The organism is Pyramidobacter sp. CG50-2 (assembly GCF_003612005.1).
GTDB lineage: Bacteria > Synergistota > Synergistia > Synergistales > Dethiosulfovibrionaceae > Pyramidobacter.
Genome location: NZ_RAWT01000020.1, coordinates 34,253 through 41,383, shown reverse-complemented (window position 1 = coordinate 41,383; position 7,131 = coordinate 34,253). Strand labels below are relative to the sequence as shown.

Here is a 7,131-nt window from a genome sequence, read left to right as displayed (position 1 = left end):
TTGCGAGACGTTGAGTTAACCGGTACTAATACACCGAGGCCTTAACCTGTTTCAGTTTCGTGCTGTTCGAGAGAAGAAGAACGAAACGAAGACGAAGAACCGAAGAAGCAAGAAGAAACAAGAAGAAGCAAAAAGAAGAGACAAAAAAAGAGAAGAGAAACGGAAAGATTTCGCTTTCGCGCCGCTCGCGGATGCGTCCATGACGGCGGCGGAAGTAGGATAGAACAGAGATACTGGTGATAAATGCGGAGGGGGTCCACCCGGTCCCATGCCGAACCCGGCAGTTAAGCCCTCACGCGCCGATGGTACTGCGATTCGCTTCGCGGGAGAGTAGGTCCTCGCCCGTGTCTCTGTTTTTTTTCTTTGTCCCTGCGCTTGCGGAACTGGCCGACGCGCAAAGAACGAAAACGAAAGTCCGAAAATAAACGAATACGTTCGCCTGAAAAAATTTAGCTTTCGCACTGTTGCGGCCAGGCCATGACGGCGGCGGGAGTCTGATGGAACAGAGGAGCTGGTGAGAATTGCGGAGGGGGTCCATCCGGTCCCATGCCGAACCCGGAAGTTAAGCCCTCACGCGCCGATGGTACTGCGATTCGCTTCGCGGGAGAGCAGGTCGTCGCAAGTTTCTCTTTGAACCCTTTCGTGTTACGCTTTAAAAATATCATGTTATCGTACGAGAATTGCAAACAATTTTTAAGGCGGCGGCGCTCAAAGGCTGTTGCCGTCAGGATTGAACTTTAAGGGAGCTCGGATGTCCGGGCTCCCTGTTTTCTATTCTGCAAAAAAAGTCAAATAAATGAAAGAGAAATGTCTCACAAGTGTTTCGTATTTTTTGTAGAATAAATAAGTCAATTAGTTTTAAGCGTAAATCGTGACACACATTCTCATACTTTCAGGAGGCGCCACATGGCTAAGAATTTCCGCGGCAAGAATTTTTTGAAACTGATCGATTTTTCGTCTCAGGACATTCGTTATCTGCTCGAGATGGCGAAGAACTTCAAGTCGATGAAGCGCGCCGGCGTTCCGCATCGCTATCTCGAGGGCAAGAACATCGTTCTGCTCTTCGAAAAGACCTCGACGAGGACTCGCTGCTCGTTCGAAGTGGCCGGCGCCGATTTGGGTATGGGTGTGACCTATCTCGATCCCGCCGGTTCGCAGATGGGGCACAAGGAAAGCATCAAGGACACGGCCCGCGTGCTGGGACGCATGTTCGACGGCATCGAGTACCGCGGTTTCTCGCAGAAGACCGTTGAAGAACTGGGGGCCTACGCCGGCGTGCCGGTGTGGAACGGCCTGACCGACGAATGGCATCCCACGCAGATGCTGGCCGACCTTTTGACGATCGAAGAACACTTCGGCCACCTCAAGGGGTTGAAATTCGTCTACATGGGCGACGCCCGCAACAACGTGGCTAATTCTCTGATGATCGCCTGCGCCAAAATGGGCGTCAACTACGTCGCCTGCGCTCCCAAGGAGCTTTTCCCCGATCCCAAGCTGGTCGAGACGGCCAAGGAAATCGCCAAGGAAAACTTCTGCACCGTCACGCTGACGAGCGACGTCGATGAAGGCACGAAGAACGCCGACGTCCTCTACACGGACATCTGGGTCTCCATGGGCGAGCCCGCGGAGATCTGGGAACAGCGCATCAAGCTGCTGAAGCCCTATCAGATCAACGCCAAAGCCATGAAGAACGCCAACGAACAGGCCATTTTCCTGCACTGCCTGCCCTCCTTCCACGACACCGAGACCAAGGTCGGCAAGGAGATCGCCGAGAAATTCGGCATCACCGAAATGGAAGTCACCAACGAGGTCTTCGAGTCGAAGCAGTCGTACGTTTTCGATCAGGCCGAAAATCGTATGCACACCATCAAGGCGGTCATGTACGCCACGCTCTGCTAAGCGGGAAAACGACGACCGGCGTGTGTCCGCCGCGCCGAGCGGCGGCGCACGCTACCGTGTATAAACACAGAGGGAGGAATCGTTATGGATTCAGCGTTCATGCAATCTGTTATCAAAAATGTGGTTGCGCTCACCGACTTTTTCTGGGGATGGCCGATCCTGCTCCTGCTCATGGGCGGCGGCGTCTGGATCATGTTCCAGCTGCGTTTTGTGCAGTTCAGGTATTTCCCTACGATTATGAAGGAAACGTTCGGCAAGATGTTCAGTTCGAGCGTCGGCGGCGAAGGGACGGTCTCGCCGTTCCAGGCGGCTTCGACGGCTCTTGCTTCGTCGATCGGCGCGGCGAATATCGTCGTCGCCCCGGCGATCATCTTCATGGCGGGCCCCGGCGCCGTGTTCTGGATGTGGGTGGCCGGCGTCATCGGCTGCAGCACGAAATTCGCCGAGGTGGCGCTGAGCATCAAGTATCGTGAGACCAATACCGACGGCGATTATGTCGGCGGCGCTTCCTACACGTTCAAGAACGGCATCGGCGGCGTCCTTGGCAAGATCATGGGCTGGACGGTCGCGTTTTTCTTCATGCTCGAGATCCTGCCTTCGATCACGCTGCAGACCCTTTCCGCGGCCGGCCCGATCGAACAGCTCGGCCTCAGTTCGAAAGTCTCCGTCGTCGTCATTTTTATTCTCGTCTCTCTCGTCGTCTTCGGTGGCGTCAAGAGGATCGGCCAGGTCACCGAGAAAATGGTTCCCTTCATGGCCGGCCTCTACGTCATTTTCGGCCTTGTCATCATTTTCACGCACGCTTCCAAGGTCCCCGGCGCGCTGCTTTCCATCTTCCAGGGCGCGTTCAATCCTCAGTCCGTCGCCGGCGGCATCGTCGGCGCCACGCTGGCCAAAGCCATGCAGAAGGGCATCGCCCGCGGCTGCTACTCGAACGAAGCCGGTATGGGTTCCGCTGGATACGGTCATGCCGCCGCGATCACGGACCATCCCGCGCGTCAAGGTATGTGGGGCATTTTCGAGGTCGTTGCCGATACGCTGATCGTCTGCTCCATTTCCGCGCTGGTCGTCCTCGTCACCGACGTCTGGAAGAATCCCGCCAATCAGAACATCGCCATCCATCAGGCCTTTACCGCCCAGTTCGGCGCCTTCGGCAGCGTGCTGATCTCCATCTGCCTCTTCCTGTTCGTGCTTTCGACGATCATCGTCATCGTCTTCTACGCCGAAAAGCAGGCCGAATTCTGCTTTGGCACGGCCGTCGGCAAGATCGTCCGCGTCGTCGCCAGCCTGATGATCCTGCTCGGCGCTTTCATCTCCTTCGAGCACGCCGGCGTGTTCCTCGACTTCACGCTCGGGCTGGTGGTCTTTGTCAACATGCTGGGCATGGTGATGATGAGCGGCAAGGTCAGGGCGATCGTCGACGATTTCTTCGGCAATCCCAAGTATTTTCCCGGCAAAAAGTAAGCGTCGTCCGGGAATATAGATAAGCATCCAATCGGCGGGCAGTGCGGTTTATCGCGTGGCGTTAAACCGCACTCCCTGCTCTCTTACAGGAGGAACAATGAAGGCGAACGGGGAAACTGTCAAACTCAAGAAGGAGATCGGAAAAGAGGCTTTTGTTTTCCTTTTCTTTTTCCTTGCCTTTTTCGTAGGGATCGGCAGCGTCATGGGCTGTGCCAACATGTTCAAAACAATGATGCTGACGGGGTATCAGCTGCTGACGTCCGTCTGCTTCCATCTGATGGCGGTGTCGGTGCTGGCTGGCGGCGCGGCCGGACTTCTGTCGGAGTTCGGCGTGATCGCGCTGATCAACCGCGTGCTGCGGCCCGTCATCTATCCGCTGTACGGCCTTCCCGGCTCGAGCGCTCTGGGCATCATGAACTGCTATCTGTCGGACAATCCGGCGATCCTGGCCTTCGCCCAGGACGACAACTTCAAGCGCTATTTCAAGAAATACCAGATGGCGGCGCTGACGAATCTGGGCACGGCGTTCGGCATGGGGTTGATCATCACGACGACGATGATGAGCCTGTCCGTGGACGGCGCCATGAAGGCGGCTCTGATCGGCAATCTGGGGGCGATCGCGGGCTCCGTCGTCTCGGTGCGCCTGATGCTGCGCAAAACGAAGGCCTATTACGGCGTCGACGCGGCGATGTTGACTTCCGGAGGCGAGACGATCCCCGCGGACATGCGCGTCGTTCGCGAAGGGTCGGTGGGATCGCGCTTCATCCAGTCGATGCTGCACGGCGGCAAGAGCGGCGTCGATATGGGGCTTTCCATCATTCCCGGCGTGCTGCTGATCTGCACGATCGTGCTGATGCTGACGAACGGCCCCGGCCCGGACGGCGTTTACACCGGCGCGGCGGGCGAGGGCGTAGCGCTGCTGCCGATGATCGGGGCGAAGCTGCGTTTCCTGCTTGATCCGCTCTTCGGCTTCCAGTCGCCCGAAGCGATCGCCGTGCCGATCACGGCGCTCGGCAGCAGCGGCGCGGCGATCGGCATGGTAGGCGATCTCGTGAAAAAAGGCGCGGCGACGGGCAACGACCTGGCGGTTTTCACGGCCATCTGCATGTGTTGGAGCGGTTATTTCTCGACCCATATCGCCATGATGGACGCGCTCGACATGAAGGAAATGACCGGCAACGCCATTCTCTCGCACACGATCGGCGGCCTCTGCGCCGGCATCGCGGCGCATCTGCTCTGGATGCTGGTCGGCTAGCGGAGCTCCATGGACTCTTCGAAGTTTTCTCAGGAGGCGCTGCGCGTCTTCGCGGAGGCGAAGAATATCGCTATCCGCTGCGACCACGCGGAGATAACGGATCTTCATCTCTCGCTGGCGATCCTGCGCCAGAAGGAAAGCGAGATCAAATACCGGCTTCTGGAAGCGGGGGTCGATCTTCTTTCATACGAACGAAAACTGACGGAAGCGCTGCAGGATCGCCGCGCTACGCCCGGCGTCAGCAAACTGTATTACAGCCGGCAGTATCACAGGATCGTCCTGGTCAGCGGCGAGATCTCGCGAGCCTCGTTCGACGCCTACGTGCGTACGCCACACCTGTATCTGGCCATTCTGCGCGATCGCGAGTCGCCGTCCGCGGCGATCGCCGCCGAGTTCGGCGTCACCGTCGAATCGGTCCAGTCGATGCTGGCGGCCCGTCTGACCGCGTCCGACGAGCTTGGCATCAGCCCCGAGCAGATGGAGCAGCTGAACCGCTTCGGTCGCAACTTTCTGAAAGAAGCCCGCGAAGGCCTGATGGACCCGGTGCTGGGACGCGACGAGGAGATCAACGAGTGTTTCCGCGTCCTCTCGCGCCGTCTCAAGAACAATCCCGTCCTGATCGGCGAAGCCGGCGTTGGCAAGACCGCCGTCGCCGAGGGCATCGCCCAGCGCATCGCCAAACAGGACGCGCCGGCGCTGCTGCGCGGCCGCATGGTCTTTTCGCTGGACATGGCGGCGTTGGTAGCGGGCACGAAGTACCGCGGCGACTTCGAGGAGCGTCTCAAGGAGATCCTCGAAATCATCAAAGCCTCCAAAGGCCGCATCATCCTCTTCGTCGACGAGCTGCACACCATCATCGGCGCGGGCAGCGGTTCCGGCTCGATGGACACGTCCAACATCCTCAAGCCCTTTCTGGCCCGCGGCGAGATCCTCATGATCGGCGCCACGACGGTCGAGGAATACCGGCGCTACATCGAGCCGGACCGGGCGCTGGAACGGCGCTTCCAGAAGATCCTCATCGAGGAACCTTCCGAAGAGGCGGCGCTGTCCATGCTGCGCGGCGTCGTCTCGAAATACGAAACGCACCACCGCGTCCGTATCGCCGACGGCGCGCTCATTGCCGCGATTCAGCTTTCGAAGCGTTACATCACCGACCGTTACCTGCCGGACAAGGCCATCGACCTGATCGACGAGGCCGGCGCGATGGTGCGCATGAGCATGGACTCCATGCCGCAGGAGCTAGACGAGTGGAACCGCCGCATCATCCAGTGGGAGATGGAACACATCCTGCTGCTGGACGAGGCGGATCCCGCGGCGCAGCGGCGGCGGCAGACGCTGGAAAAACAGCTTGCGGACGAACGCGCCCGTTACGAAGAGCGTTTCGCCGCCTGGCAGAAGGAAGTGGAGCGTCTCGACGAGCTGTCGCGCCTCAAGGAGCTTCGCGACGAAGTGCGCCGCAGCCTGGAAGACGCCCAGGAAGCTCACCGCGTCGACGACGTGAAACGCTTCGTCGCGGAACGGCAGGCTTTCGACGCCAAGATCGCGGAGATCGAACGGATCGGACCGCACTACCCCGTTTCGCGGGAAGTGACGGAAGAGGAGATCAAGCGCATCGTTGCCGTCCGCGCCGGCATCCCGCTGTCGAGCATCGGCCGCAGCGAAAGCGAAAAGCTGGAGCAGGCCGGAAAGAGCCTGCTTGCCGAGTTCGTCGGCCATCGCGACGCTGTTTCCGCCGTTCGGCAGAGCATCCTGCGGGCACGCAGCGGCCTTATGAAGCGCCGCCGCCCGGTGGGCAGCTTCCTGCTGGTCGGTCCCTCCGGCACCGGCAAGAGCTATCTGGCGGAACTGTTCGCGAAGCATTATTACGAAGACGAACGTTCGCCGTTGTCCTTCAACATGCGCGAGTTCACCGACAAAGCTTCTGTCAATAAACTGATCGGCGCGCCGCCCGGCTATGTCGGACACGACGCGGCCGGCGCTCTGACGGAAGCGGTGCGCCTGCGCCCTCACAGAGTGATCGTCTTCGAATCGGTCGATCATGCCGGCGCGGAAGTGCTGAGTTTGATCGCGCGCCTCGCCGCCGACGGCGAGATCGCCGACAACAGGGGGCGGACCGTCGACTTCCGTAACGCCCTGCTCTTTTTCACCGTCACCAGCACGGACCGCGATCCGCCGGTGCGCGAACTGCTGCGGGACGGACTCGACGGCGTCTATTACTTCGAGGACTTTTCGCTGCGGGAGCGCCGGGAACTGCTGACACTCCGCCTGCGGGAACTGCAAAGAGAGCTTGAGGAAGAGCAGATCGAACTGTCGTGGGACGAAGCGACGCTCGACGCCGTCACGGCCGGTTTCGACCGCGCCGAGAGCGGCGCTCATCCTGTTGCCGGGTATATGGAGCGGACCGTCCTCGCCGATCTGGCTGCGAAAAAACTACTCGGCCGGTTGCGTCCCGGCGCGCGCGTCGTCATAAGGACCGGCGGCGCGGATGTCGTTTCCTGAAAAAGGGTTTCCAT

The 7,131-nt window shown here is 59.6% G+C and carries 4 protein-coding genes and 2 rRNA genes; all 6 read left to right on the top strand.

Annotation, left to right across the window (positions count from 1 at the left end; all coding sequences use genetic code 11):
- Positions 1 to 232: 232 nt before the first annotated feature.
- The 6 genes from rrf (D7D26_RS05820) (at position 233) to D7D26_RS05795 (ending at position 7,117) form a co-directional block, all read left to right on the top strand.
- A 5S ribosomal RNA gene (gene rrf, locus D7D26_RS05820) occupies positions 233 to 347 on the top strand.
- A gap of 163 nt (positions 348 to 510) precedes the next feature.
- Positions 511 to 625: ribosomal RNA gene (gene rrf / locus D7D26_RS05815) — 5S ribosomal RNA — on the top strand.
- Positions 626 to 906: 281 nt separating this feature from the next.
- Positions 907 to 1,899 carry an ornithine carbamoyltransferase gene (gene argF, locus D7D26_RS05810; RefSeq protein WP_009163827.1) on the top strand — a complete coding sequence of 331 codons (993 nt, stop codon included), beginning with the start codon at positions 907 to 909 and terminating at the stop codon, positions 1,897 to 1,899.
- A gap of 84 nt (positions 1,900 to 1,983) precedes the next feature.
- Positions 1,984 to 3,363, top strand: coding sequence for an alanine/glycine:cation symporter family protein (locus D7D26_RS05805; protein ID WP_009163828.1), 1,380 nt, complete (start codon positions 1,984 to 1,986; stop codon positions 3,361 to 3,363).
- A 97-nt stretch (positions 3,364 to 3,460) separates the two neighbouring features.
- Positions 3,461 to 4,618: a CD0519/CD1768 family membrane protein gene (locus tag D7D26_RS05800; RefSeq protein WP_009163829.1), complete on the top strand. Its 1,158-nt coding sequence runs from the start codon at positions 3,461 to 3,463 to the stop codon at positions 4,616 to 4,618.
- Between the two features lie 9 nt (positions 4,619 to 4,627).
- Positions 4,628 to 7,117 (top strand): AAA family ATPase, encoded by a 2,490-nt coding sequence (locus tag D7D26_RS05795; RefSeq protein ID WP_120372398.1) that lies wholly within the window; start codon positions 4,628 to 4,630, stop codon positions 7,115 to 7,117.
- Positions 7,118 to 7,131: the final 14 nt, after the last annotated feature.

Excerpts from the sequence above, each read along its gene's own strand:
- argF (WP_009163827.1), top strand. The coding sequence starts at position 907 with ATGGCTAAGAATTTCCGCGGCAAGAATTTTTTGAAACTGATCGATTTT.
- D7D26_RS05805 (WP_009163828.1), top strand. The coding sequence starts at position 1,984 with ATGGATTCAGCGTTCATGCAATCTGTTATCAAAAATGTGGTTGCGCTC.
- D7D26_RS05800 (WP_009163829.1), top strand. The coding sequence starts at position 3,461 with ATGAAGGCGAACGGGGAAACTGTCAAACTCAAGAAGGAGATCGGAAAA.
- D7D26_RS05795 (WP_120372398.1), top strand. The coding sequence starts at position 4,628 with ATGGACTCTTCGAAGTTTTCTCAGGAGGCGCTGCGCGTCTTCGCGGAG.